The organism is Pseudomonas sp. TE6288 (genome assembly GCF_054062095.1).
The window spans coordinates 230,657-253,944 of the sequence record NZ_JBSSEW010000002.1; the positions used below are offsets into that span (position 1 = coordinate 230,657).

The 23,288-nt window shown below is 63.1% G+C and carries 22 protein-coding genes; 12 read left to right on the plus strand and 10 right to left on the minus strand.

All coding sequences use genetic code 11. The features are described from left to right. Positions 1-23: 23 nt before the first annotated feature. Both ACVWY1_RS02870 and ACVWY1_RS02875 read right to left on the minus strand, forming a co-directional pair. Positions 24-335 (minus strand): hypothetical protein, encoded by a 312-nt coding sequence (locus tag ACVWY1_RS02870; protein ID WP_198754078.1) that lies wholly within the window; start codon positions 333-335, stop codon positions 24-26. Between the two features lie 536 nt (positions 336-871). Further along, positions 872-1,429 carry an L-threonylcarbamoyladenylate synthase gene (locus ACVWY1_RS02875; RefSeq protein WP_094010815.1) on the minus strand — a complete coding sequence of 186 codons (558 nt, stop codon included), beginning with the start codon at positions 1,427-1,429 and terminating at the stop codon, positions 872-874. Positions 1,430-1,586: 157 nt separating this feature from the next. Between ACVWY1_RS02875 and ACVWY1_RS02880 the strand changes: the two genes are divergently transcribed. Beyond that, a complete protein-coding gene (locus ACVWY1_RS02880; protein ID WP_277502389.1) occupies positions 1,587-1,901 on the plus strand; it encodes a hypothetical protein in 315 nt (104 codons plus the stop codon). A 56-nt stretch (positions 1,902-1,957) separates the two neighbouring features. Here ACVWY1_RS02880 and dprA read toward each other — a convergent pair whose 3' ends face one another. Continuing rightward, a complete protein-coding gene (gene dprA / locus ACVWY1_RS02885) occupies positions 1,958-3,067 on the minus strand; it encodes a DNA-processing protein DprA (protein WP_277502390.1) in 1,110 nt (369 codons plus the stop codon). Positions 3,068-3,276: 209 nt separating this feature from the next. On the opposite strand from dprA, the gene def reads away from it, so the two are divergent. The 5 genes from def to ACVWY1_RS02910 all read left to right on the plus strand — a co-directional run bounded on the left by def (position 3,277) and on the right by ACVWY1_RS02910 (position 7,800). After that, positions 3,277-3,783: a peptide deformylase gene (gene def / locus ACVWY1_RS02890; protein ID WP_038707094.1), complete on the plus strand. Its 507-nt coding sequence runs from the start codon at positions 3,277-3,279 to the stop codon at positions 3,781-3,783. Between the two features lie 62 nt (positions 3,784-3,845). Further along, entirely contained in the window at positions 3,846-4,778 is a 933-nt protein-coding gene (gene fmt / locus ACVWY1_RS02895) for a methionyl-tRNA formyltransferase (protein WP_102683368.1), read from the plus strand. Beyond that, positions 4,775-6,082, plus strand: a complete 1,308-nt coding sequence (rsmB, locus tag ACVWY1_RS02900; RefSeq protein WP_110696907.1) for a 16S rRNA (cytosine(967)-C(5))-methyltransferase RsmB — start codon at positions 4,775-4,777, stop codon at positions 6,080-6,082. The genes fmt and rsmB overlap by 4 nt, the downstream gene beginning before the upstream one ends. 24 nt (positions 6,083-6,106) lie before the next feature. Continuing rightward, positions 6,107-7,480, plus strand: coding sequence for a Trk system potassium transporter TrkA (gene trkA / locus ACVWY1_RS02905; RefSeq protein ID WP_023629849.1), 1,374 nt, complete (start codon positions 6,107-6,109; stop codon positions 7,478-7,480). 11 nt (positions 7,481-7,491) lie between these two features. Next, complete coding sequence (locus tag ACVWY1_RS02910) at positions 7,492-7,800, plus strand: tetratricopeptide repeat protein (protein WP_023629850.1); 309 nt, start codon at positions 7,492-7,494, stop codon at positions 7,798-7,800. Between the two features lie 179 nt (positions 7,801-7,979). Here ACVWY1_RS02910 and ACVWY1_RS02915 read toward each other — a convergent pair whose 3' ends face one another. Together ACVWY1_RS02915 and ACVWY1_RS02920 are read right to left on the minus strand one after the other, a co-directional pair. After that, positions 7,980-8,867 carry a lysophospholipid acyltransferase gene (locus tag ACVWY1_RS02915; RefSeq protein ID WP_277502391.1) on the minus strand — a complete coding sequence of 296 codons (888 nt, stop codon included), beginning with the start codon at positions 8,865-8,867 and terminating at the stop codon, positions 7,980-7,982. A 41-nt stretch (positions 8,868-8,908) separates the two neighbouring features. After that, complete coding sequence (locus ACVWY1_RS02920; RefSeq protein ID WP_277502392.1) at positions 8,909-9,460, minus strand: DNA-3-methyladenine glycosylase I; 552 nt, start codon at positions 9,458-9,460, stop codon at positions 8,909-8,911. Positions 9,461-9,543: 83 nt separating this feature from the next. Here ACVWY1_RS02920 and glyQ point away from each other — a divergent pair, with 83 nt between their 5' ends. From glyQ to ACVWY1_RS02940, 4 genes are all read left to right on the plus strand, one after another. Further along, on the plus strand, positions 9,544-10,491 hold the full coding sequence (glyQ, locus tag ACVWY1_RS02925; RefSeq protein WP_023629852.1) for a glycine--tRNA ligase subunit alpha: 948 nt from the start codon (positions 9,544-9,546) through the stop codon (positions 10,489-10,491). Then, complete coding sequence (gene glyS / locus ACVWY1_RS02930; RefSeq protein WP_457377755.1) at positions 10,488-12,542, plus strand: glycine--tRNA ligase subunit beta; 2,055 nt, start codon at positions 10,488-10,490, stop codon at positions 12,540-12,542. The genes glyQ and glyS overlap by 4 nt, the downstream gene beginning before the upstream one ends. Positions 12,543-12,546: 4 nt before the next feature. Next, a complete protein-coding gene (gmhB, locus tag ACVWY1_RS02935; protein WP_277502394.1) occupies positions 12,547-13,074 on the plus strand; it encodes a D-glycero-beta-D-manno-heptose 1,7-bisphosphate 7-phosphatase in 528 nt (175 codons plus the stop codon). 65 nt (positions 13,075-13,139) lie between these two features. Further along, complete coding sequence (locus ACVWY1_RS02940; RefSeq protein WP_102683373.1) at positions 13,140-13,910, plus strand: lysophospholipid acyltransferase family protein; 771 nt, start codon at positions 13,140-13,142, stop codon at positions 13,908-13,910. Between the two features lie 278 nt (positions 13,911-14,188). On the opposite strand, the gene ACVWY1_RS02945 is transcribed toward ACVWY1_RS02940, so the two are convergent. Both ACVWY1_RS02945 and ACVWY1_RS02950 read right to left on the minus strand, forming a co-directional pair. Next, entirely contained in the window at positions 14,189-15,808 is a 1,620-nt protein-coding gene (locus tag ACVWY1_RS02945; protein WP_277502395.1) for an MFS transporter, read from the minus strand. A 97-nt stretch (positions 15,809-15,905) separates the two neighbouring features. After that, positions 15,906-17,555 (minus strand): GMC family oxidoreductase, encoded by a 1,650-nt coding sequence (locus tag ACVWY1_RS02950; protein ID WP_277502396.1) that lies wholly within the window; start codon positions 17,553-17,555, stop codon positions 15,906-15,908. Positions 17,556-17,807: 252 nt separating this feature from the next. On the opposite strand from ACVWY1_RS02950, the gene ACVWY1_RS02955 reads away from it, so the two are divergent. Further along, a complete protein-coding gene (locus ACVWY1_RS02955; RefSeq protein WP_102683375.1) occupies positions 17,808-18,695 on the plus strand; it encodes a LysR family transcriptional regulator in 888 nt (295 codons plus the stop codon). Here ACVWY1_RS02955 and ACVWY1_RS02960 read toward each other — a convergent pair. From ACVWY1_RS02960 to ACVWY1_RS02970, 3 genes are read right to left on the minus strand one after another with little or no spacing between them, the layout of a single operon-like run. Next, on the minus strand, positions 18,684-19,502 hold the full coding sequence (locus tag ACVWY1_RS02960; RefSeq protein ID WP_430944185.1) for a sulfite exporter TauE/SafE family protein: 819 nt from the start codon (positions 19,500-19,502) through the stop codon (positions 18,684-18,686). The genes ACVWY1_RS02955 and ACVWY1_RS02960 overlap by 12 nt on opposite strands. Further along, entirely contained in the window at positions 19,499-20,776 is a 1,278-nt protein-coding gene (locus tag ACVWY1_RS02965; RefSeq protein WP_111531923.1) for an NAD(P)/FAD-dependent oxidoreductase, read from the minus strand. Before ACVWY1_RS02965 ends, ACVWY1_RS02960 begins: the two co-directional genes overlap by 4 nt. A 41-nt stretch (positions 20,777-20,817) precedes the next feature. Further along, on the minus strand, positions 20,818-21,702 hold the full coding sequence (locus tag ACVWY1_RS02970) for an MBL fold metallo-hydrolase (RefSeq protein WP_139674720.1): 885 nt from the start codon (positions 21,700-21,702) through the stop codon (positions 20,818-20,820). A gap of 244 nt (positions 21,703-21,946) precedes the next feature. Here ACVWY1_RS02970 and ACVWY1_RS02975 point away from each other — a divergent pair, with 244 nt between their 5' ends. Next, entirely contained in the window at positions 21,947-23,248 is a 1,302-nt protein-coding gene (locus ACVWY1_RS02975) for a sigma-54 interaction domain-containing protein (RefSeq protein ID WP_198754083.1), read from the plus strand. The last annotated feature ends 40 nt before the right edge of the window (positions 23,249-23,288 follow it).

The following is a 23,288-nucleotide window of genomic DNA, read 5'->3' on the forward strand; positions in this document are numbered from 1 at the left end:
GGCTTGCCGGCGATGGCGTCAGTTCAGCCAGCGGGCCTTTCGGCTACAGACGCTGACTCAATGCCCTCAAGCATCGCCTCCACCAACCCCTCCGCCATTTCCAGCGAATGCAGGCTCGACCAGTACATGCCACGCCCCTCGTCGCGCAGGTGGTCGAGTGCCTTGATGCCAGTGTCGTAGGCGCAGCGTAGGTAGAGTGCGACATGCACCAAAGCGTCATGGGCTTCAATGTTAGGGTTTACGGTGAAGAGTGGAAGATGGCCGGCGTCGCAGCGGCCGAAGGGGTGAGCTGTGGTGTTGGGGAGTGGTGGATCGGGGACAATCTTCTTGGTCATGGCAACCTCTACCAGGGTAGGGCTGACACCTCGTCCGTTACCACACGAATGGGTGGCAGCTGTACACGGGGTGGTAAACCGGGGAGGTACCAGACCCGGCAGGCTTGAAAGCCTCCCGTGCACAGCCGCCATAGACGACTCTGATACCTTCCTGCAGCCGGGTTACCACACCCGATCACCAAACTATTCGGCGACGCTATGAAGCCTAGAGGCAGGTATTCCCACTGAGAAGGTGATGGCAAAGGACGCGGATCGTAGGATATTTCTCTATTTGCAAACTGGACAGTCTGTTCGACAAAATCAGAAAAACCTGAATTCCGCCAAAACCTTAAATGAGGCGCTGCGACACGCAATAGAAAGGGCCTCGCTTGACCGTACTGGCTCTGAGGCGTAGTTTTCCCCTGAGGTTGTGCTGGTGCGCCGGTTGAGTTTCAAGCTATCCGGGCGAGTGCATCCTTACCGTTTGGCCGCTTACGCGGCCATTATTTTTTGGGCTTGTTTCTACCCCGTTAGACACGAAACCCTCACTGGCGATATCAGCCCGGACGCACAACCTCACCGGTCGCCAAATCCCGAATCACACTCGGATTCTTCCGCCCCCCCAACGCCCCACCCAGCACCATGTCCAGCTGCTTGTGGAAATACTGCTCCACCCGCAACCGGCTCTTGGCCGCCGGACGCCCGGCCGGGTTGCAGGACGTGGAAATCAACGGCCCGACCAACGCGCACAGCTCACGCACCTGTGGGTGATCGCTGACCCGCAATGCCACGCTGTCATGCTGCCCGGTCACCCACTCGGGCAGCAGGTCCTGGTGCGGCACCAGCCAAGTGTTCGGCCCCGGCCAGGTGGCGGCCATGCGGTCGATCCAGTCTTGGGGGAAGTCTTCGAACAGGAAGTCGAACTGGTGGATGCTGTCGGCGACCAGGATCAGGCCTTTATCCACAGGCCGCGACTTGAGCGCCAGCAGGCGATACACCGCGTCCTCGTTCCACGGGTCGCAGCCCAGGCCCCAGACCGCTTCCGTCGGATAGGCGATCACCGCACCCGCCTTCACCTCACGCGCGGCTTGTTGCACACGCCAACTGCTCACCATTTCCGTCTCTCCGCATAAACGCCTTGTGCGCAGTGTACTTAGCCAGCCCAAGCAAACCAATCCGCCACCAAGCTAGAAAAGGAAATGGCATTACGCCACAATCCAATAATTGGATCCGATCAGATGTACATCCAGCACTTACTCCGAGAGGAAAAACATGAGCTTCAAAGACGAAGGTCAGTGCCCCTTCTGTAAGAAGGACATGACGCCCACTGTTCTGGAAAAAAATACTGTCCGTCGTGACAAATGTGCATGCCCACATTGCGAAAAGCACATGTATGTATGCCGAGCCCCTGGTTGCAGAAACTATGCAAGGGGTGGGGATTTGTATGACGATGAATTCTGCCTGAGCTGCTCAGACGACATTGCGAAATTCGGAAAAAACGCAGTCGAAAAATTTAGCTCCGCAGCAGTAGTTGGTGGCGCTGCACTTGTAACAGCCTGGCTCGCCAGCTTGAACAAAAAGGCCTGAGCCTTATGGAGGGTTCCAACACAGCCCTCTCTAACTGGATATTTGTGCACAGCGGGCTACTCATCAGTCGTGCTTTTCCGGGCGAACCAACGCCCGGCTTCATTGCTGACCCGGCCCTCGAGCTCCAACTCGGTCAGGCTGGCCAGCACCTGGGCCAATGGCTGGCCGCTGCTGTGCGCCAGGCCCTCGCTGGTGTGGGGTGCCGCGTGGAGCAAGGCGAGCAGGGGATGGTCGGCTTTGCCCACAGGCGCGCCCGGCAAGTTCTGCCAACCGCGCAGGCTGTCGAGGATCTGCTCCACGCTTTCCACCAACAGCGCGCCGTCGCGAATCAGCTGGTGGCAGCCCTTGGCGCCGGGGTGGTGGATCGAACCCGGAATGGCATACACCTCGCGCCCTTGCTCTGCGGCAAGGCGCGCGGTGATCAATGAGCCGCTGGCGATACTCGCCTCGACCACCAGCACGCCGAGCGACAGTCCGCTGATGATGCGGTTGCGCCTGGGGAAGTTACCGGCCAGCGGCCCGGCATCCAGCGGGTACTCGGAAACCAGCGCGCTGCCGCTGTCGAGCATCGCCCGGGCAAGGTCACGGTGGCGCTGTGGATAAAGTTTTTGCAACCCCGTGCCGAGCACTCCAATGGTCTGCCCTCCGGCTTTCAGCGCGGCCCGATGAGCGGCACCGTCAACGCCCAGCGCCAGCCCGCTGGTGATGGTGAATCCGGCTTGCGCCAGGCAACGCGAGAACGCAGCCGCGGTATCCAGCGCCGGTGGTGAAGCACGCCTGCTACCCACAATCGCCAGCTGCGGGTGCTCCAGCAAAGCGGGGTCACCGGCGACGAACAGCAGGGGTGGCGGGTCGTCGATTTCACTCAGCAATGCGGGGTAGCCAGGCCCGTCCCACATCAGCAAATGCTGGCCCGGACGCTCTAACCAGGCCATCGCAGCCAACGCGCCGTCGCGCACCTCAGGGCTGCGACGGGCGTCGATACTGGCGGCTGGCAACCCCAGCGCACGCCAGGCACTGGCCGGCGCACTGAGTGCCGATGAGGCATTGCCAAAGGCTTCGATCAGGGTAAGAAAGCGGCGCAGGCCGATGTCGGGGAGGCGATGCAGACGCAGCCGCGCCTCCAGTTCGGCAGGCGAGCAAGGCGACGAACGGAGAGTGTTCATGGGTGATCCTCCTTGATCGACAGGGGGCCATCGGCGTGGCACAACCTGTGGATAACTTTGTGGGTAATACTTTGAAAAGCTGTCCATTAAATGGCAGCTATCATGCCCATAAAGACCCTAGCCGAGCTTTCACAGGTGCCTTGTCCACCTTTTCCCTTTATTATGTGTGCTCAGTTTTCAACCGACCGCACAGTGACTGCCTGACCGCCATGGCCATTTTGAACATTCTCGAATTCCCCGATCCGCGCCTGCGTACCATTGCCAAACCGGTAACGGTGTTTGACGACGCCTTGCGCCAGCTGATCGACGACATGTTCGAAACCATGTACGAAGCCCCGGGCATCGGCCTGGCGGCGACCCAGGTCAACGTGCACCAGCAAGTGGTGGTGATGGACCTGAGCGAAGACCGCAGCGAACCGCGGGTCTTCATCAACCCCAGCGTCGAAGAGCTGACCCACGACATGGGCCAGTACCAGGAAGGCTGCCTGTCGGTGCCGGGCTTCTACGAGAACGTCGACCGCCCGCTGCGCGTCCGGGTCAAGGCCCAGGACCGCGACGGCAAGCCGTACGAGCTGGAATGCGAGGGCCTGTTGGCGGTGTGCGTGCAGCACGAGTTCGATCACCTCAACGGCAAGCTGTTCGTCGACTACCTGTCGCAGCTCAAACGTGACCGGATCAAGAAGAAGCTGGAAAAGCAGCACCGCCAGCAAGCCTGATCCCCACCTTCCAGAAGGCTTGCTCCGGCAAGCCTTTTTCTTTTTCAAGAAGCGAGAACTCCATGCGCATCGTCTTCGCAGGCACTCCAGAGTTTGCCGCCGAACACCTCAAGGCTTTGCTCGACAGCCCGTACGAGATCGTGGCCGTCTACACCCAGCCCGACCGCCCGGCCGGGCGTGGCCAGAAGCTGATGCCGAGCGCGGTCAAGGCGCTGGCCGTGGCCCACGATATCCCGGTGTACCAACCGCAGACCCTGCGCAACGCCGACGCCCAGGCCGAACTCGCCGCACTCAAGCCGGACCTGATGGTGGTGGTCGCCTACGGCCTGATCCTGCCGCAAGCTGTGCTGGATATCCCACGCCTGGGCTGCATCAACAGCCACGCCTCGCTGCTGCCGCGCTGGCGCGGCGCCGCGCCGATCCAGCGCGCCGTGGAGGCCGGTGATACCGAGAGCGGCGTGACCGTGATGCGCATGGAGGCAGGCCTGGATACCGGCCCGATGCTGCTCAAGGTGGTCACCCCGATCAGTGCCGAGGACACCGGCGGTACCCTGCACGACCGCCTCGCCACCATGGGCCCGGGCGCCGTGGTGCAGGCCATCGCCGGCCTGGCCGATGGCAGCCTGCAAGGTGAAGTACAGGACGACGCCCTGGCCACTTACGCCCACAAGCTGAACAAGGACGAGGCGCGCATCGACTGGAACCGTCCGGCCGTTGAGCTTGAGCGCCTGATCCGTGCCTTCAACCCCTGGCCGGTGTGCCACAGCACCCTGGATGGCGAAAGCGTGAAGGTACTGGCCGCCAACTTGTCCACAGCCCAGGGCGCCCCCGGCGAAATCCTGTCAGCTAGCAAAGATGGCCTGGTGGTCGCCTGCGGTGACCAGGCCCTGAGCCTGACCCGCCTGCAACTGCCGGGTGGCAAGGCACTCAACTTCGCCGACCTGTTCAACAGCCGCCGCGAGAAGTTCGCCAGTGGCAAGGTGCTCGGCCAATGAACCCACGCCTGGCTGCCGCCCGTGCCTTGGCCGCTGTGCTCAGCGGCAAGGCTTCGCTGAACAGCTCGCTGCCGGCGCAACTGGACAAGGTCGAAGAACGCGACCGTGGCCTGACCCAGGACCTGGCCTTCGGCACCGCCCGCTGGCAGCCGCGCCTGGACCTGCTGGCCGCGCAACTGTTGCAGAAACCCTTCAAGGCCGCCGACGCCGATGTGCAGGCGCTGCTGCTGGTCGGCCTGTACCAGCTGTTCTACAGCCGCATTCCGGCCCACGCCGCCATCGGCGAAACCGTCGGGTGTGCCGACAAGCTGAAGAAGCCTTGGGCCAAGGGCCTGCTCAACGCCGTGCTGCGCCGCGCCCAGCGTGAAGGGGAGGCATTGTTGGCCGACATGGAGCGCGACCCGGTGGTGCGCACTGCCCACCCGCGCTGGCTGCAGAAGTCACTCAAGGCCTTCTGGCCTGAGCAGTGGGAAGCCATCTGCGCCGCCAACAACGCCCACCCGCCGATGATCCTGCGCATCAACCGCCGCCATCACAGCCGCGACGCTTACCTCGCGCTGCTGGACGAGGCCGGCATCAGCGCCAGCGCCTGCCAGTACAGCCGTGACGGCATCGTGCTGGCCGAAGCCTGCGACGTGCGCGGCCTGCCGGGCTTCGCCGAGGGTTGGGTCAGCGTGCAGGACGAAGCCGCACAGTTGTCCGCCGACCTGCTGGAACTGGCCCCCGGCCAGCGTGTGCTCGATGCGTGTTGCGCCCCTGGCGGCAAGACCTGCCACCTGCTTGAAGCCGAACCGGGCTTGGCGCACATGGTCGCCATCGACCTCGAGGCCAAGCGCCTGACCCGCGTGCGCGAGAACCTCGACCGCCTCAAGCTCGACGCCGAGTTGATCGCCTGCGACGCCCGCGACACCGCCAGCTGGTGGGACGGCAAACCCTTCCAGCGCATCCTGCTCGACGCCCCCTGCTCGGCCACTGGCGTGATCCGCCGCCACCCGGATATCAAGCTGACCCGCCAGGCCGACGACATCCCGGCCCTGGCCACGCTGCAAGGCGAGCTGCTCGACGCCCTGTGGCCGACCCTGGAAGTGGGCGGCATGCTGCTGTACGCCACCTGCTCGAGCCTGCCGACCGAGAACACCGAAGTGATCGACGCCTTCCTCGCCCGCACCCCCGGTGCCCGCGAGCTGGACCTGGCCACCGAAGCCGGCCTGCGCCAGCCCCACGGGCGCCAGCTGCTGGCCCAGGAGGGCGGCCACGACGGCTTCTACTATGCCAAGCTGATCAAGATCGCCGCCTCGCGGTAAGCACAAGAATGTAGGGAGTAGTGGATGAAGATCATCATCCTCGGCGCAGGGCAAGTAGGCGGCACGCTGGCGGAACACCTGGCCAGCGAAGCCAATGACATCACCGTGGTCGATACCGATGGCGAGCGCCTGCGCGACCTCGGCGACCGCCTCGACATCCGCACCGTGCAAGGCCGCGCCTCGCTGCCGACGGTGCTGCGCCAGGCCGGCGCCGACGATGCCGACATGCTGGTGGCGGTGACCAACAGCGACGAGACCAACATGGTCGCCTGCCAGGTGGCGTACTCGTTGTTCCACACCCCGACCAAGATCGCCCGGGTGCGGGAGTCGGCCTACCTGACCCGCGAAGAACTGTTCGACAACGACCATATTCCGGTGGATGTGCTGATCAGCCCCGAGCAGGTGGTGACCAACTACATCAAGCGCCTGATCGAACACCCCGGCTCCCTGCAGGTGATCGACTTCGCCGAGGGCAAGGCCCAGCTAGTGGCAGTCCGGGCTTACTACGGCGGGCCGCTGGTGGGTCAGCAACTGCGCCAGATCCGCGCCCACATGCCCAACGTCGACACCCGCGTGGCGGCGATCTTCCGCCGCGACCGGCCGATCACCCCACAGGGCGACACGGTGATCGAAGCCGACGACGAAGTGTTCTTCATCGCCGCGAAAAAGGACATTCGCGCGGTGATGGGTGAGTTGCGGCGCATCGATGAGAGCAACAAGCGCGTGGTCATCGCCGGTGGCGGGCAGATCGGCGAACGCCTGGCCGAGGCCATCGAGAGCCGCTACCAGGTGAAGATCATCGAGATGAACCCGGCCCGCTGTCGCCAGCTCTCCGACACCCTGGAGAGCACCGTGGTGCTGCAAGGCAGCGCCTCGGACAAGGACCTGATGCTCGAAGAGAACATCGCCGACGCCGACATCTTCCTGGCCCTGACCAACGACGACGAGGCCAACATCATGGCGTCGCTGCTGGCCAAGCGCCTGGGTGCACGCAAGGTAATGACCATCATCAACAACCCAGCCTATGTCGACCTGGTGCAGGGCGGCGACATCGACATCGCCATCAGCCCGCAGCTGGCCACCATCGGTACACTGCTGGCCCACGTGCGCCGTGGCGATATCGTCAGCGTGCACTCGCTGCGCCGCGGCGCGGCCGAGGCCATCGAAGCCGTGGCCCATGGCGATTCGAAGTCGAGCAAGGTAGTGGGCAAGGCCATCGAGGACATCAACCTGCCGCCGGGTACCACCATCGGCGCAATCATCCGCGAGGACGAAGTGATGATCGCCCACGACGACACGGTGATCGAGTCGGGCGACCATGTGATCCTGTTCGTTGTGGATAAAAAGCATATTCGGGACGTGGAGAAGCTGTTCCACGTGGGCTTGAGTTTCTTCTAGGAGGGAAGGGCATGCGTGAATCGCTGGAGAAGATGCTGGCCAAGGGTGTGGATAACCCGCTGCTGCGCTTTGGCTTGGGCAAGGCCTGGCTGGACGAGGGCAATGGCGCTGAGGCGGCGGTGCACCTGGCCAGCTGCGTGAAGCAGGACCCCAAGTATTCGGCGGCGTGGAAGCTGCTGGGCAAGGCGTATCAGCTCAGCGGAGATCTGGCTGGCGCTCGCAAGGCCTGGGAGGAGGGGATCGAGGCAGCGCAGGCCCATGGGGACAAGCAGGCCGAAAAAGAGATGACGGTGTTCTTGAAGAAGCTGAACAAGGTCTGAGATTGCCGGGGCTGCTTTGCAGCCCATCGCCGGCAAGCCAGCTCCCACGGGGCCGAGCAAGCCCATGGGCCTTGTACAAGCCAGAGCTTGTCTAAGCCGAAAGCATGAGCTCGGCCCGGCACGGTCAAGGTGGGAGCTGGCTTGCCGGCGAAAGGGGCGCAAAGCGCCCCCCTGAAATCTCAGTACCAGCGCGGCTCGCCAGCCGGGCGCTTCTTGAAGCGCTTCATGCTCCACATGTACTGGCTCGGGTACTCCCGCACATAGCGCTCGACCACCTTGCTCATCGCCGCCGCCGACTCGGTCACATCGGTGCTGTACATCGCTTCGGGCGCTGCTTCCAGAATCACCCGAAAGCCCGAACCATCCGGCAGCCGCAGCGCATGCAGGAATACCCCCACCGCCTTGCCACCCGCCAGCATGTTCGGCACGAACTTGCTGGTCAGCGCCTGGGTCCCCAGGAACGGCACGAACACCCCGGCAGACTCGGCCGGCTCCGGGTCGGCGGGAATGCCCACCTGGCCACCTCGGCGCACTTCCTTGATCACGCTGAGGATGCCTTCCTTGGTCGAAGGCGCCACGCGGTTGCCCATCTGCACGCGCTGTTCACGCAGCAGGTCATCCACCGCTTTGAGCTTGGGCGGCCGGTAGAAGATGATCGGTTTGCACTGGTTGCAATAGAAGTGGTTGAGCACTTCCCAGTTGCCCAGGTGGCTGGTGATGCCGACCACGCCCTTGCCCGAGGCCAGGGCCTGCTCCAACACTTCCAGGCCGTGCACTTCCTTGACCAGGTCGAGCGAGCGCTGCGGCGGCCAGATCCAGGCGCAGGCGCTCTCGACGAACGACTTGCCGATGTCCTTGAGCGCGCGGCCGACCAGATGCTCACGCTCGACCGGGTCCATTTCCGGGAAGCACTTGGCCAGGTTGATGCGCACGACATTGCGCGAGCCGTTGGGGATTTTCCACATCAGCCAGCCGATACCGGCGCCGACGCGCTGCACAGCGCTCCAGGGCAGCTTGGCAAACAGACGCAGCACCCCGACCATCAGGGCGCCCTTGAACTTTTCCACAGGCGAATTCCTTATTTCAGCAAGGCGCGCATTGTAACCCCTCAGCGCAACAAGGCGGCGTAGCGATCGCAATCGGTGGTGTGGTCCATGACCATGCCGGTGGCCTGCATGAAGGCGTAGCAGATGGTCGGCCCGACAAAAGTGAAGCCGGCCTTCTGCAGGGCCTTGCTCATGGCCTTGGCCTCGTCGGTGACCGCCGGCACGTCGCCACGACCCTGGAAATGGTTGATCTTCGGCGCACCGCCGACGAACGACCATAGCCACTCGGCGGGGTTATCCACAGCCAGCCAGGCCTGGGCGTTGCGGCGCACAGCCTTGAGCTTGAGGCGGTTGCGGATGATGCCAACATCCTGCATCAACTCTTCGATGCGTTCGTCGCTCATACGCGCCAGTTTCACCGGGTCGAAACCTTCCAGCACCTGGCGATAGCGCTCGCGCTTCTTCAATACCGTGATCCACGACAACCCCGCCTGGAACCCTTCGAGCAAAAGCATCTCGAAGAGCAACGCCGGGTCGCGCTGCGGCGTTCCCCACTCGTGGTCGTGATAGGCCTGGTACAACGGATCGTCGGAACACCAAAAGCAGCGTGGCATAAGGCTCCAATAACGTAGAGGGCGAGGCGAATCGGGTATACTCCCGCTCTTTACATCCGCATCCCCAGATACAGGTGAATTTCGTGAGCCAGCCTACGCCAGCCGTGCGTACCTTCCAAGACCTGATCCTCGCCCTGCAGAACTACTGGGCAGCTCAAGGTTGTGTGGTGCTTCAGCCCTACGATATGGAAGTAGGCGCCGGCACTTTCCACACCGCTACCTTCCTGCGCGCCGTGGGACCGGAGACCTGGAACGCCGCCTACGTGCAGCCCAGCCGTCGCCCCGCCGACGGGCGGTATGGCGAAAACCCCAACCGCCTGCAGCACTACTACCAGTTCCAGGTGGTGCTCAAGCCAAACCCGGCGAACTTCCAGGAGCTGTACCTCGGCTCGCTGAAGGCCATCGGCATCGACCCGCTGGTTCACGATATTCGCTTCGTCGAAGACAACTGGGAATCGCCAACCCTCGGCGCCTGGGGCCTGGGCTGGGAAATCTGGCTGAACGGCATGGAGGTGACTCAGTTCACCTACTTCCAGCAAGTCGGCGGTATCGAGTGCTACCCGGTCACGGGTGAAATCACCTACGGCCTGGAGCGCCTGGCCATGTACATCCAGGGCGTGGACTCGGTCTACGACCTGGTGTGGGCCGATGGCCCGTTCGGCAAGGTCACCTATGGCGACGTGTTCCACCAGAACGAAGTGGAGCAGTCGACCTACAACTTCGAGCACGCCAACGTCGAGAAGCTGTTCGAACTGTTCGATTTCTACGAAAGCGAAGCGAACCGCCTGATCAAGCTGGACCTGCCGCTGCCGACCTACGAAATGGTCCTGAAGGCCTCGCACACCTTCAACCTGCTGGACGCCCGCCGCGCCATCTCGGTGACCGAGCGTCAGCGCTACATCCTGCGCGTACGTACCCTGGCCCGGGACGTGGCGCAAAGCTATCTGCAAGCTCGCGCACGCCTGGGCTTCCCGATGGCCACCCCTGAACTGCGTGACGAAGTGTTGGCTAAGCTGGAGGCTGCTCAATGAGTGCTCAAGATTTCCTGGTTGAACTGGGCACCGAAGAGCTGCCACCCAAGGCCCTGGCGTCGCTGGGCGACGCCTTCCTCGCCGGTATCGAGAAAGGCCTGCAGGCCGCCGGCCTGAACTACACCGGCAAGCATGTCTACGCCGCGCCGCGCCGCCTGGCCGTGCTGATCAGCCAGCTGGACGTGCAGCAGCCGGACCGCAGCATCAACATCGACGGCCCGCCCCTGCAGGCCGCGTTCAATGCCGAAGGCCAGCCAACCCAGGCCGCCCTGGGCTTTGCCAAGAAGTGTGGCGTCGAACTGTCGGACATCGACCAGAGCGGCCCGAAGCTGCGCTTCTCCCAGCACATTCCGGGCAAGGCCACTGCCAGCCTGCTGCCAACCATCGTCGAGGATTCGCTCAACGACCTGCCGATCCCCAAGCGCATGCACTGGGGCGCCAGCCGTGAAGAGTTCGTGCGCCCAACCCAGTGGCTGGTGATGCTGCTGGGCGATCAGGTCGTCGACTGCACCATCCTGGCCCAGAAAGCCGGCCGTGAATCCCGTGGCCACCGCTTCCACCACCCGGAAAACGTACTCATCACTACCCCGGCCAACTACGTCGAGGACCTGCGCAAGGCCCACGTGCTGGCTGACTTTGCCGAGCGTCGGGAGCTGATCAGCAAGCGCACCGCAGAGCTGGCCATGCAGCAGGAAGGCACGGCCATCGTGCCGTCGGCGCTGCTGGACGAAGTGACCGCCCTGGTCGAGTGGCCGGTGCCGCTGGTGTGCTCGTTCGAGGAGCGTTTCCTCGAGGTGCCGCAGGAAGCGCTGATCACCACCATGCAGGACAACCAGAAGTACTTCTGCCTGCTGGACAGCGAAGGCAAGCTGCTGCCGCGCTTCATCACCGTGGCCAACGTCGAGAGCCGCGACCCCAAGCAGATCGTGCAGGGCAACGAGAAGGTCGTGCGCCCGCGCCTGACCGACGCCGAGTTCTTCTTCAAGCAAGACAAGAAGCAGCCCCTGGAAAGCTTCAACGAGCGCCTGAAGAACGTGGTGTTCCAGGCTCAGCTGGGTACCGTGTTCGAAAAAGCCGAGCGCGTCTCCAAGCTGGCCGCCTTCATTGCTCCGTACATCGGTGGCAGCGCCGCCAACGCTGGTCGTGCCGGCCTGCTGTCCAAGTGCGACCTGGCCTCGGAAATGGTCGGTGAGTTCCCGGAGATGCAAGGCATCGCCGGCTACTACTACGCCCTCAACGATGGCGAGCCGGAAGACGTCGCCCTGGCGCTGAACGAGCAGTACATGCCGCGCGGCGCTGGCGCCGAGCTGCCGCAGACCCTCACCGGTGCCGCCGTGGCCATCGCCGACAAGCTCGACACCCTGGTCGGCATCTTCGGCATCGGCATGCTGCCCACCGGCAGCAAGGACCCATACGCCCTGCGCCGTGCCGCCCTGGGCGTGCTGCGTATCCTGATCGAGAAGCAGCTCGACCTGGACCTGAATGTCGCGGTCGAGTTCGCGGTCAAGCAGTTCGGTGGCAAGGTCAAGGCCGCCGGCCTGTCCGAACAGGTACTGGAGTTCGTCTTCGACCGCCTGCGCGCCCGCTACGAGGACGAAGGCATCGACGTCTCCACCTACCTGTCGGTGCGTGCCCTGAAGCCGGGCTCGGCGCTGGACTTCGACCAGCGCGTGCAGGCCGTGCAGGCCTTCCGCAAACTGCCGGAAGCCGAAGCCCTGGCGGCAGCGAACAAGCGCGTGTCGAACCTGCTGGGTAAAGCCGAAGGTGCCATCGCCGACCAGGTCGAGCCGAAGTACTTCGACAACGCCAACGAGTTCTCCCTGTACTCGGCCATCCAGCAGGCCGACCAGGCCGTGCAACCGATGGCATCCGCGCGCCAGTACAGCGAAGCCCTGGCCCGCCTGGCCGCCCTGCGCGACCCGGTCGACGCCTTCTTCGAGGCGGTGATGGTCAACGCCGAGGACGCCAAGGTACGCGCCAACCGTTATGCCCTGCTCAGCCGCCTGCGCGGCCTGTTCCTGGGCGTGGCCGATATCTCGCTGCTGGGGTAAGTCGTTGAAACTGCTGATTCTTGATCGAGACGGAGTGATCAACCACGACTCCGACGCCTATATCAAGTCGCTGGAGGAGTGGGTCCCCATTCCCGGCTCGATCGAGGCTATCGCGCAGTTGAGCAAGGCGGGCTGGACGGTGGCCGTGGCCACCAACCAGTCCGGCATTGCCCGCGGCTACTATTCGCCGGAAACCCTCGAGGCCATGCATGCGCGCCTGCGCGCCCTGGTGGCCGAGCAGGGTGGCGAGGTCGGCCTGATCGTGCATTGCCCGCACGGCCCGGACGCAGGCTGCGATTGCCGCAAGCCCAAGCCCGGCATGCTGCTGGCGATTGCCGAGCACTACCAGGTGCCATTGGCTGGCGTATGGTTCGTCGGTGACAGCAAAGGTGACCTGGAGGCGGCCCTGGCCGTCGATGCACAACCCGTGCTGGTTAAAACCGGCAAGGGCGAGAGGACCCTGGAAAAAGGCGTCGCGCAAACTACACTGATTTTCGACGATCTGGCGGCTATCGCCAGAGAACTTATTTAAATGAGTGCGCCTGGAGTGGCGCACTTTTCATTAGGCGGGCACGCCCCGCAACGGTACATGCCACTATGTCGATCCTGCAGGCGATCAGAATCTTTCTTTTTTACCTGCTGTTGGGCACCAGTTCGCTACTGTGGTGCTCGCTGAGCTTCTTCGTCGCGCCCTTCCTGCCGTTCCCCAAGCGCTACAAGTTCATCAACGTGTACTGGTGCCGCTGCGCATTGTTTTTGGTGCGCACGGTCCTGGGCATCGACTACAAGATCACCGGTGCCGAGAACGTGCCGAAAGTACCTTGCGTGATCCTGTCGAACCACCAGAGCACCTGGGAAACCTTCCTGCTCTCCGCATATTTCTCGCCGCTGAGCCAGGTGCTCAAGCGCGAACTGCTGTATGTGCCCTTCTTCGGCTGGGCCATGGCCATGCTGCGGCCGATCGCCATCGATCGCAAGAACCCCAAAGAGGCACTGCGCCAGGTCGCCAGCCAGGGCGACGAGCTGCTCAAGCAGGGCACCTGGGTACTGATCTTCCCCGAAGGCACCCGTGTGCCCCATGGCCAGATCGGCAAGTTTTCCCGCGGCGGTACCGCCCTGGCGGTCAACGCCGGGCTGCCGGTACTGCCGATTGCCCACAACGCCGGCAAGTTCTGGCCGCGTGAAGGCTGGGGCAAGCGCCCGGGCACCATCGAGGTGGTGATCGGTGAACCGATGTATGCAGTGGGCACTGGCCCACGTGCCATCGCCGAGCTGAACGACCGCGCCCAGGCCTGGAACGAAGCGACCCAGCGTGCCATGGGTTCGCTGCCGCCGCTGGCGGAAAACCCGGAGCAGCAGCCAGCCTGACGATCTGTGGATAACTTGTTAGCAAGTTTTGCATGGATGATCGTCAAGATATGCTAAGTGGTTGAATTAGCTGTTTATTTCCATGTATGACGTTTTTGCGAAAATCGTGCATAAGTTTTTTCGCGCTATAAAAAAACCGGCTTTTACGCCGGTTTTTTTGTGCTCGTTTGATGGTGGCTTAGCGAGTACGTGGGAGCGGGCTTGCCCCGCGATGGATGGCACCGGCTGTGCCGGTATCGCGGGACAAGCCCGCTCCCACGCAGTGTCATCTGTACTGCCTAGACCTTGTCGATATCCACATCCCGGGTCTCTTTCAGGCAGAAGATCCCCACCACCAGGCTCACCCCGGTGATCAGCACCGGATACCACAGTCCATAGAAAATATCCCCGGTGTACACCACCAACGCGAACGATACCGTTGGCAGGAAGCCACCGAACCAGCCGTTGCCGATGTGGTAGGGCAGGGACATCGAGGTATAGCGGATTCGCGTCGGGAACAGTTCGACCATTACCGCCGCCAGTGGCCCGTAGGTCATGGTGGCGATCAGGATCATGGCAACGATCAACACCACCACCATCACCTGATTCACATGCGCCGGGTCCGCCTTGGCCGGATAGCCAGCCGCTTCGATGGCGCTGCGCATGGCCGCCTCGTCGAAGCCGTTGATGGTCTTGTCGCCGATACTCACCTGCACTTCGCTGCCGGCAGCCTCGACCGAGCTGTAGGGCAGGCCCTGTTTGACCAGGAAGGTCTTTACCTTGTCGCAGGGGCTGTCGAAACGGGCCTTGCCCACCGGGTCGAACTGGAAGGTGCAACCTTGCGGGTTGGCGCTGACAACGATGGGCGCTTCCCGGCTGGCGGCGTCGATCTGCGGGTTGGCGTAATGGCTCAGCGCCTTGAACATCGGGAAGTAGCACACGGTGGCCAGCAACAGCCCGACCATGAGGATTGGCTTGCGCCCGATGCGGTCCGACAGCCAGCCGAAGAACACGAAGAACGGCGCGCCGATCACCACGCTGATGATCAACAGGGTGTTGGCCTGGGCCGGGTCCATCTTGAGCATCTGCGTCATGAAGAACAGCACATAGAACTGTGCGGTGTAGAAGGTCACCGCTTGCCCGGCGTTGATGCTGAACAGCGCGGTCAGGACCACCTTGAGGTTCGGCCAGGAGGTGAACGATTCGCGGATCGGCGACTTGCTTATCTTGCCCTGGGCTTTCATTTTCACGAATGCTGGCGACTCGTGCATGCTCATGCGGATCCAGGTGGAGATCGCCAGCAACACGATCGACAGCAGGAACGGCAGGCGCCAGCCCCAGGTCTCGAACTGATCACCACTGATGTAGCGGCTGGCCAGGACCACGATCAGCGACAACAGCAGGCCGAGTGTGGCGGTGGACTGGATGAAGCCGGTGTGGAAACCGCGCTTGCCGGGCGGCGCGTGTTCGGCCACGTAAGTGGCCGCGCCGCCGTACTCGCCGCCCAGCGCCAGGCCCTGGAGCATGCGCAGCACCACCAGGATGATCGGTGCGGCAATGCCAATGCTGGCGTACGTGGGCAGCAGGCCCACCGCGAAGGTCGACAGGCCCATCAGCACGATGGTGACCAGGAAAGTGTATTTGCGCCCAATCATGTCGCCGAGCCGCCCGAACACCAGGGCACCGAACGGGCGCACCAGGAAGCCTGCAGCAAAGGCCATCAAGGCGAAGATGAACGCCGTGGTGTCGTTGACCCCTGCAAAGAACTGCTTGCTGATCACCGCCGCCAGGGCGCCATAAAGAAAGAAGTCATACCACTCGAACACTGTCCCGAGGGATGACGCGAAAATGATCTTGCGTTCCTCACGGTGGCTGGGGCTGCTCGCCGCCGCGCCCTGTTCCTGGATGTAATCCGACATCGTTGCTGTCCTCGGCCCTGGGGCCACAGTGATTATTCTTGTTGTTCCACTGCCGGCAGCTGCTGACCGCGCGCTGCCGCTGTTGCACACACCCGGGTCAGGGCGTCGGTATCGCGTTGCTGTCGCTGAGGTTGGCCTGGGTGTTGGCTCCCTTGAGAATCAGTTGTGCCGCCTTTTCGGCAATCATCAACGTGGGTGAACAGGTATTGCCGGAGACTATCTGCGGCATGATCGAGGCATCCGCCACACGCAGGCCCGGAATACCGTGCACGCGCAGCTGGTTATCCACAACATCGAGCGCACCACTGCCCATGCGGCAGGTACCCACCGGGTGGAAGATGGTGGTGCCGATCTGGCCGGCGGCCTGGTGCAGGTCTTCTTCGCTCTGCAGGGCAGGGCCTGGCAGGTACTCGCGGGGTTCGAAGGCAGCCAGGGCAGGGGCCTGGACGATGCGCCGGGTAAGGCGGATGGCATCGGCGGCCACGCGCAGGTCCTCGGGGGCGCTGAGGTAGTTGGGGTCGATCAACGGCGCGGCATTCATGTCCGCCGAGCGTATATCGATCCGCCCCCGGCTGGCCGGGCGCAGGTTGCATACCGACGCGGTAAAGGCCGGGAACCGATGCAGCGGCTCGCCGAAGCGCTCCAGTGACAGCGGCTGGACGTGGTACTGAAGATTGGCGGTCGCCTGCTCGGGGCTCGAGCGGGCAAAGGCTCCCAGCTGGCTTGGCGCCATGGCCAGCGGGCCACTGCGGTCGTAGGCATAGCGCAGGCCCATGCCCAGCTTACCCCACAAGCTGTTGGCCATCTGGTTAAGGGTGCGTGTGTTCTGGATCTGGTAGATCAGGCGCAATTGCAGGTGGTCCTGCAGGTTGCCGCCGACGCCAGGCATGTCGTGGCGCACGGCGATGCCCAACCCTTCGAGCAGTTTGCGTGGGCCGATCCCCGAGCGCTGCAGGATGCCGGGCGAACCGACCGAACCTGCGCAGAGAATAATCTCGCGGCGTGCCGCGAACTCATGCCATGCACCTTGCCACAGTGCCCTTACAGCCCGGGCGCGTGTGTTGCCGAGCACAACCTGGTCGACCTGCACGCCGGTCAGCACAGTCAGGTTTGCTCGCTTGAGGATGGGCCTGAGAAACGCCTTGGCCGAGTTCCAGCGCACACCATTGCGCTGGTTGACCTGAAAGTATCCACAGCCGGCGTTGTCGCCCGTATTGAAGTCGTCGATCCTGGCGATGCCGCTTTGTTCGGCCGCGTCGCGAAAGGCATCGAGGATCGGCCAGCTGTAGCGCTGCTGCTCGACCCGCCATTCACCGTCGGCACCATGGCTGTCGCTGGCACCGGCATAGTGACTCTCGCTGGCCTTGAACAGCGGCAGCACATCCTTCCATGCCCAGCCCTCGTTGCCTTGCTCGGCCCAAAGGTCGTAGTCGGCAGCCTGGCCGCGCATGTAGATCATGCCGTTGATGGACGAACAGCCACCCAGCACCTTGCCCCGCGGATAGCCCAGGGAACGCCCGTTCAGCCCAGGCTGGGCCTCGGTCTTCATGCACCAGTCGGTGCGTGGATTGCCGATGCAGTAAAGGTAACCGACGGGGATATGAATCCAGGGATAGTTGTCACGCCCGCCCGCCTCGAGCAGCAACACCCGGCAGGATGGGTCGGCGGACAAACGATTGGCCAGCAGGCAACCGGCGGGACCGGCCCCCACGATCACATAGTCGTAGACAGAATCGGCTGATGGCATGTGCAACCTCGCGCCTGATTATTATTCTTGTCCCGATCCATCTTATTGATTAATTTCGCGGAGGAAACACGAGATTTCGCGCAGCCGTTGTGCGTTTTAGCACAGCGCCGGAGTAATGATCGGCGCAAATCCTGTAGGAGCGGCTTCAGCCGCGATGCAGCCTCCGCGGTGCTTGGCATCCGCTGCGCGGATGATCGCGGCTAAAGCCGCTCCTACAGTGAATCGACGCCAATGAACAGCCAAGGGATCAGCATGTTCGACTGGAACGATCTGCGGTTTTTCCTCGAGTTGCAGCGTAGCGGCCGCCTGCTCAGCGCCGCCAAGCGCCTCAACACTACCCACAGCACCGTCGCCCGGCATATCGAGAGCATCGAGAAGCACCTGGGCACCGCGCTATTCGTGCAGCACGCCCAGGGCTATGAACTCACACCCTCCGGCCAGGCCCTGCTCAAGCACGCCGAAGCCATGGAGAACGTTGCCCTGCTTGCGCAGGAAGAAATCACCCAGGCCATCACGCCGCTGGGCAAGATCCGCCTTGGCGTGACCGAAGGCATCGGTATCATGTTCTTCACTCCGCGCATGAAGGCACTGTTCCAGCGTTACCCAGGGCTGGAGGTGGAACTGGTCGCGGTGCCGCGGTTCGTCAGTATCCTCAACCGCGAAGCCGAGATCAGCATTCACCTGGAACGGCCCAACGCCGACCTGCTGATCACCCGCAAGCTCACCGACTACCGTCTGGCCCTGTACGCCAGCCAGGACTACCTGAATCAGGCGCCGTCGCTCAACACCCGCGAAGATCTGGCCCGGCACAACTGGATCGGCTACGTCGACGACCTGCTGTTCAGTCAGGAACTGCTGTTCCTCAACAGCTTCTGCCGCGCGCCCAACGTGGTGTTCAGAAGCACCAGCGTGATCGCCCAGCAGCACGCCGCCCAGGCCGGGCTGGGTATCGCCGTGCTGCCCAACTACATGGCCCGACACGATCCGAAGCTGGTACGCGTACTGCCCAGCGAGACCATCCAGCGCAGCTACTGGATCTGTACCCGCCGCGAGCTGCACAAGTCGGTGCGCCTGCGGGTGGTGTGGGATTACCTGCTGGCGCTGTGCGCCGCCCAGCAGGAAGAATTGCTAGCCGAGTAGTGCCTTGCCGGCGAGCAGCACGGCGGCGCCGCAGCCCACCATGGCGAACAGCTGCTGCAGGCGCGGACCGGCCAGCTTGCTCGCCAATGGCCGCGCCAGCAGCAAACCCAGCACCGCCCCTGCGGCGAACGGTGCACCGACCCTCCAATGCATCACGCCCGCCACGCTGGCGCTGACCACACTGCCAGTGGACACCAGGGCGATCACCGCCAGCGAAGTGGCGACGATGCTTTTCATGTTCAGGTTGGTGTAGCGGTTCAAGGCCGGAATGATCACGAAGCCGCCACCGACGCCCAGCAGGCCAGACAGCAACCCCGACAACATTCCGGTAAACGCCAGCGCGCGGGCGCAGGGGAGAGTCCAGCGCAAGCGCCCCTGCAACGGGTTGAGCACGCAAGGCATGATCTCCCGTTCGCCGCAAGGTGACTCGCCGCGCAGCTCCCGTGCTGCCTTGCGCCAGATTCGCAAACAGGCGTACACCAACACCCCGGCGAAAACCAAGGCCAAAGGTAGGTTGGGCACACGGTGAGCGAGCATCAGGCCCAACGGCGCGCAGGCAATCCCGATCAGCGCGATGAACAGGGCCGCCCGGTAGCGCACCAGCCCCTGGCGCAGGCCAAGCACTGCACCGACTGCCGCCGCCAACCCCACGGCCAGCAGGCCGATCGGGGCCGCCTCGACCATGCTCAGCCCCAGGCCAAACACCAGCAGCGGTACCGCGAGGATACCGCCACCGGCGCCGGTCAACGCCAACACCGCGCCAATGATCGCGCCAAGCCCGGCGCCCAGCAGTTGTTGCTCGATCACTGTTGCGCCTCGACCACCAAGGGTTGCGGCCGGGCCAGCCACTCGCGGCCCTTGAGCATGGCTTTCCAGTACAGCGGCGGCAGGATCTGCGCCTTGAGCAGCCAAGCCAGGCGGGTTGGCCTGCGGCCATCGAGCAGCCAACGCGGGAAGCTCGGTGCCAGCTTGCCGCCGTAGGTGAACTCGGCCAGGACGATCTTGCCACGCTCCACTGTCAGCGGGCAGGAGCCGTAGCCATCGTATTGCGCGAGGGTCGCGAGCCGGCCAAGCGCCACCAGCACATTGTTGGCCACCACCGGCGCCTGCTTGCGGGCGGCAGCGGCGGTCTTGGCATTGGTGGTGTTGGCCACGTCGCCCAGAGCATGGATATTGCCAAACTGGCGATGGCGCAAGGTATGCGGATCGACATCCACCCAACCAGCCGCGTCAGCCAGTGGGCTCTGGCGGATGAAATCAGGCGCCACCTGAGGTGGAACCACATGCAGCATGTCGAAGGCTTCGACGCGGGTCTCGGTACTGCCGTCGGGGAGGGTGCGCACGAACGTGGCACGCTTGTTCGCGCCATCCACCGCCGTCAGGCGATGCTGATAGTTCAGGTCGACGCCGTACTTGTCGATATAGCTCATCAGCGCCGGCACATAGTCCGGCACACCGAACAGCACCGCGCCGGCATTGAAGAAGCTGGCCCTCACGTTGCCCAGGTGGCCGCTGCGCAGCCAGTGGTCACACGACAGGTACAGCGCCTTCTGCGGCGCCCCGGCGCACTTGATCGGCATCGGCGGCTGGGTGAAAAGGGCGCGCCCCTGCTTGAGGTCCTGCACCAGTTGCCAGGTATAGGGTGCCAGGTCATAGCGGTAGTTGGAGGTGACACCGTTGCGCCCAAGGGTCTCACTCAAGCCTTCGATGGCATTCCAATCGAGCTTCAAACCCGGGCAGACCACCAGCTGTTCATAGCTGACAGCGCGACCACCCTCGAGCAGCACCAGTTGGCCCTGGGGATCGAAGCCGTCCACCCGCGCCTTGATCCAGCGCACATCGCGGGGCAGGGTGGCGGCCATGGTGTGGGCGGTACTCGACGCCTTGAACACACCGGCACCGACCATGGTCCAGCCTGGCTGGTAGTAGTGCACATCGGCGGGGTCGATCAGGGCAATATCCAGCGACGGATCACGGGCGATCAGGCTGGAGGCGGTGGCGATACCGGCGGCACCTGCGCCAACGATCACCACCTTGTGGTGGTCGGCACGGGAGGAATCGGCAGGGGACAGGGCAGGCATGGCGGTGTTCCTTGGAAATCTCGTTATGGGTACGGCGTGGCTTACAGCTTGTTCAGCGGGATCTTCAGGTAGCTCACACCGTTTTCTTCAGGTTCGGGGAATTGCCCACTGCGCATGTTGATCTGCACCGACGGCAAGATCAGCACGGGCATGTCGAGGGTCTTGTCACGGGCTTCGCGCATCTGCACGAAGCTGTCTTCGCTGACCCCTTGATGAATATGGATGTTGTCGGCGCGTTGCTCGGCCACGGTGGTGACGAAGCGCAGCTCACGGCCACCAGGCAGGTAGTCGTGGCACATGAACAGCCGGGTCTGGTCCGGGAAGGCGAGCAGCCGACGGATCGACTTGTACAGGGTTCTTGCGCTGGCGCCCGGGAAGTCGCAACGGGCGGTGCCATAGTCGGGGGTGAACAAGGTGTCGCCGACGAACACGGCAGTCTCGCCCGCATCCTCGACCATGTAGCTCATGCATGCCGGGGTATGTCCAGGGGTGTGCAGGGCGCGGGCATGCAGGTTACCGATGCGAAATCCTTCTTCATCTTCGAACAGGACGTCGAACTGGCTGCCGTCACGAGCAAAACCCGGCTCGGCGTTGAACAGGGTGCCAAAGACTTTCTGAACCTGGGTGATCTGCGCACCGATCGCGATGCTGCCGCCCAGCCGTGCCTTGAGGTAGGCTGCCGCGGACAGATGGTCGGCGTGCACATGGGTATCCAGAATCCATTGAACCTTGGCATCCAGCGCCTCGACGCGGGCGATCAGCTTGTCCGCCGAGCTTGTGCAGGTACGCCCAGACTTGGGGTCGTAATCCAGCACGCTGTCGATCAGCGCGCATTGCCGCGTCTCGCCATCCATGACCAAGTAGCTGATGGTCCAGGTCGCCTTGTCGAAGAACTCTTCAACGTGAAGGTTGTTGCCGATGATCATTGCACTCTCCAGTTATCCCAAGCCTCCTTGAAGGCATAGGCAGTTGAAGGTGCTTTATCAAGATGCATGCCAGCCTTTCAGATAGACGCCTTCCCCCTGTAGGAGCGGTCTCGTGTGGTGAAGGGCGAGCAGCAGCCCTCATTCCAGCAACCCACAGGTGACAGTTCCTGGCAGTCGACTGTCAGCCGATGGCAGTGATTGGCAGTCCTTGCTACGCTCGCCAGGTCCTCCATTTGGTGCTGTCATGCTAGCCGCTTCCCATCCCGCGATCATCGCGCTGGTGTCCTACCTTGAACACGATGTGCTGCCCAGCATCGTGCTGGACACCGACTACAACATCCTCGCCGCCAACGCCGCCTACCGTCGCCAGTTCGGCAACGCGGAACACGCGCCAATCGGCGATAAGTGTCATCGGGTTTCCCATCACTACGCCGTTCCCTGCGACCAGGCGGGTGAGCACTGCCCGCTGCGAAAATCGCTGGACAGCAAGGTGCCCGAGCGCGTCCTGCACATCCATCACACACCACGCGGGCCGGAACATGTAGATGTGGAACTGCGTCCGATCCTCGACGGCGAGGGCAGGGTGGTAGCGTTCGTCGAGCGGCTGACCAGCGTCACCCTGGCATCGGCACAACCTCAACAACAGGGCTTGGTCGGCCGGGCTCCGTCCTTCAAGAGCGCCGTTTCCAGTCTGCAACGTGCCGCCCCCGCGCAGATCCCGGTCCTGCTCCAGGGTGAATCCGGGACGGGGAAGGAGCTTTTCGCACGGGCATTGCACCTGGGCAGTCCCCGGGCCAATGGCCCCTTGGTGGTGGTGGACTGCACCGGGCTGACCGAATCACTGTTCGAGAGTGAGTTGTTCGGCTATGAGAAGGGGGCTTTCACCGGCGCGACCCAGCGCAAGATCGGCCTGGCCGAAGCGGCTCACGGTGGAACACTGTTCCTCGATGAGATCGGTGAGGTGCCGCTGGCCATGCAAGTGAAGTTGCTACGTCTGATCGAATCCGGAAGCTTCCGTCCGGTCGGCAGCACGCGCACGGTCCATTCAGACTTCCGTCTGGTCTCAGCCACCCACAAGCCATTGAAAGAGATGGCCGTTGAAGGGACCTTCCGCGAAGACCTCTACTACCGCATCAGCGGTTTCCCGATTCGCCTGCCATCGCTACGCGAAAGAGTCGAGGATTTGCCGTTGCTCTGTGAGAGCCTATTGCAACGTATGGCCGGCAAGCACGCGCCCAAGGTTAGCCCCGAGGCACTCGAACGCCTCGTTCTTCATACCTTCCCAGGCAACATTCGCGAGCTCAGAAACATACTAGAGCGGGCGCGATTGTTTGCTGATGATGGACTTATTCGCCCGGAGCATCTCCCGGAGGAGATCCATTCGACTACAACGCAGTCTGTTAACCGGAGACGCGGAAGGAACAAGATGGCGGATCTGGCCCATGCCTTGGAAACCTTTAACGGTTCTCGAAGTGAGTTGGCTGAACATCTTGGGATGAGTGAGCGTACGTTGTACCGTCGACTAAAGGCCTTGGGGATTTCGTAGTTCCACGTGGAACATTCGTGAAGGCAAAAAAAGCCAATCC

Bases quoted from the DNA above. Each gene is read 5' to 3' on its own strand.
- ACVWY1_RS02870 (WP_198754078.1), bottom strand. From the start codon at position 335: ATGACCAAGAAGATTGTCCCCGATCCACCACTCCCCAACACCACAGCT.
- ACVWY1_RS02875 (WP_094010815.1), bottom strand. From the start codon at position 1,429: ATGGTGAGCAGTTGGCGTGTGCAACAAGCCGCGCGTGAGGTGAAGGCG.
- ACVWY1_RS02880 (WP_277502389.1), top strand. From the start codon at position 1,587: ATGAGCTTCAAAGACGAAGGTCAGTGCCCCTTCTGTAAGAAGGACATG.
- dprA (WP_277502390.1), bottom strand. From the start codon at position 3,067: ATGAACACTCTCCGTTCGTCGCCTTGCTCGCCTGCCGAACTGGAGGCG.
- def (WP_038707094.1), top strand. From the start codon at position 3,277: ATGGCCATTTTGAACATTCTCGAATTCCCCGATCCGCGCCTGCGTACC.
- fmt (WP_102683368.1), top strand. From the start codon at position 3,846: ATGCGCATCGTCTTCGCAGGCACTCCAGAGTTTGCCGCCGAACACCTC.
- rsmB (WP_110696907.1), top strand. From the start codon at position 4,775: ATGAACCCACGCCTGGCTGCCGCCCGTGCCTTGGCCGCTGTGCTCAGC.
- trkA (WP_023629849.1), top strand. From the start codon at position 6,107: ATGAAGATCATCATCCTCGGCGCAGGGCAAGTAGGCGGCACGCTGGCG.
- ACVWY1_RS02910 (WP_023629850.1), top strand. From the start codon at position 7,492: ATGCGTGAATCGCTGGAGAAGATGCTGGCCAAGGGTGTGGATAACCCG.
- ACVWY1_RS02920 (WP_277502392.1), bottom strand. From the start codon at position 9,460: ATGCCACGCTGCTTTTGGTGTTCCGACGATCCGTTGTACCAGGCCTAT.
- glyS (WP_457377755.1), top strand. From the start codon at position 10,488: ATGAGTGCTCAAGATTTCCTGGTTGAACTGGGCACCGAAGAGCTGCCA.
- ACVWY1_RS02940 (WP_102683373.1), top strand. From the start codon at position 13,140: ATGTCGATCCTGCAGGCGATCAGAATCTTTCTTTTTTACCTGCTGTTG.
- ACVWY1_RS02945 (WP_277502395.1), bottom strand. From the start codon at position 15,808: ATGTCGGATTACATCCAGGAACAGGGCGCGGCGGCGAGCAGCCCCAGC.
- ACVWY1_RS02950 (WP_277502396.1), bottom strand. From the start codon at position 17,555: ATGCCATCAGCCGATTCTGTCTACGACTATGTGATCGTGGGGGCCGGT.
- ACVWY1_RS02955 (WP_102683375.1), top strand. From the start codon at position 17,808: ATGTTCGACTGGAACGATCTGCGGTTTTTCCTCGAGTTGCAGCGTAGC.
- ACVWY1_RS02965 (WP_111531923.1), bottom strand. From the start codon at position 20,776: ATGCCTGCCCTGTCCCCTGCCGATTCCTCCCGTGCCGACCACCACAAG.
- ACVWY1_RS02970 (WP_139674720.1), bottom strand. From the start codon at position 21,702: ATGATCATCGGCAACAACCTTCACGTTGAAGAGTTCTTCGACAAGGCG.
- ACVWY1_RS02975 (WP_198754083.1), top strand. From the start codon at position 21,947: ATGCTAGCCGCTTCCCATCCCGCGATCATCGCGCTGGTGTCCTACCTT.